1 protein-coding gene is annotated in these 1,150 nt (G+C 60.5%); it reads right to left on the reverse strand.

Features of this window, described 5'->3' with window-relative positions:
- Positions 1 to 33: 33 nt before the first annotated feature.
- Positions 34 to 1,014 (reverse strand): putative ABC transporter permease, encoded by a 981-nt coding sequence (locus HMPREF1546_RS15530; protein ID WP_021749305.1) that lies wholly within the window; start codon positions 1,012 to 1,014, stop codon positions 34 to 36.
- Between the last annotated feature and the right edge of the window lie 136 nt (positions 1,015 to 1,150).

Here is a 1,150-nt window from a genome sequence, read left to right on the forward strand (position 1 = left end):
GGGCGCTATGCGCCCGCCGCTCTGCTGCGCCGATCAGGCTGGATTCGTGCCGAATTCCATATTGGCGTAAATGCGCTCCATGCGGCTGTCTGGGAAATGCTCGTCAAAAAACACATCCACGGCGGAGACGGGGGTCTCTCCGCGGACCCGCTCGGACCAGCGGTCCACTGCCAGCAGGCTCATGGCGCAGTCGAAGACCATGAAAATGGTGAGGACCCAGGTGAGGACCTTGCCGAACCGGTTGGGGATCTTCAAAATCACCTGAGCGACCCGGGGATAGAGGCTTTTGATCCACAGGACGCCCAGAATGCCCCAGAACAAAGAGTAGAGCAGGCAGATCCGGCCGTCGAGATTGAAGGGCATCCGACTGTAATCCCAGGAAGTGGAGCCGAAGAGGGTCTCCTGCCCCCAGGAGAGCAGGTACTCAATGACACTGCCCACCACGGCTCCGCCGAAAAAGGAGATGGAGGAGCTGCGGTTGCGGTAGCGGTACAGGGCCAGGGTCATCACCACTGCGCCGATACCGTAGACAGGGTTGAAGGGACCGTAAACCAGGCCGGAGCGGCTTTCGATATACCCGTTGCGGAAGAGGCACCACAGGATCTCCACCACCACGCCCGCAAAGCTGCCGGCGATGCAGATCAAAGCGACCTTGTAAAAGTTGACGCCGGAGGCAAAGCTATCCGCCTGCTCCTCCTCCAGGTCGATAACGGAGTTGGCGGGGGCACGGCGGAAGAGGCCCTTGCGCTGGGAGCTCTCCTGCCCCTCCCGCAGGCGGGTGGTGAGCTCGTCGGCCTTGTCGGAGGCCCACTGATGGGCCTGACGCAGGCAGGAGGAGGCATCCTCCAGCATCTCCACCTCCCGGGTCACGTCGCTGCGCAGGGCGGCTTGCTCCTCCGGAGAGAGGCTTTGCTGGTCGGCCAGCTGTTCGTAATACTCCTCATACTGAACTTCCAGCGCCTTTTCCGCACGCAGGACGTCCTGACTGCAATCCAATAGCTCCTTTGTCTGCATAAAAACCTCCTGTCGAAATTTGCCGTTGTGGGATATAGTAGCACACGGAGGGCGTGAAGGCAAGTGCCGCTCCGTTGTGCAGGGGCTGCAGGAGTACAAGAAAAAATCCCGCCACATTGCTGTGGCGGGGTTTTTT

The organism is Oscillibacter sp. KLE 1745 (assembly GCF_000469445.2).
GTDB classification, from domain to species: Bacteria; Bacillota; Clostridia; order Oscillospirales; family Oscillospiraceae; genus Oscillibacter; species Oscillibacter welbionis.

Bases quoted from the DNA above. Each gene is read 5' to 3' on its own strand.
- HMPREF1546_RS15530 (WP_021749305.1), bottom strand. From the start codon at position 1,014: ATGCAGACAAAGGAGCTATTGGATTGCAGTCAGGACGTCCTGCGTGCG.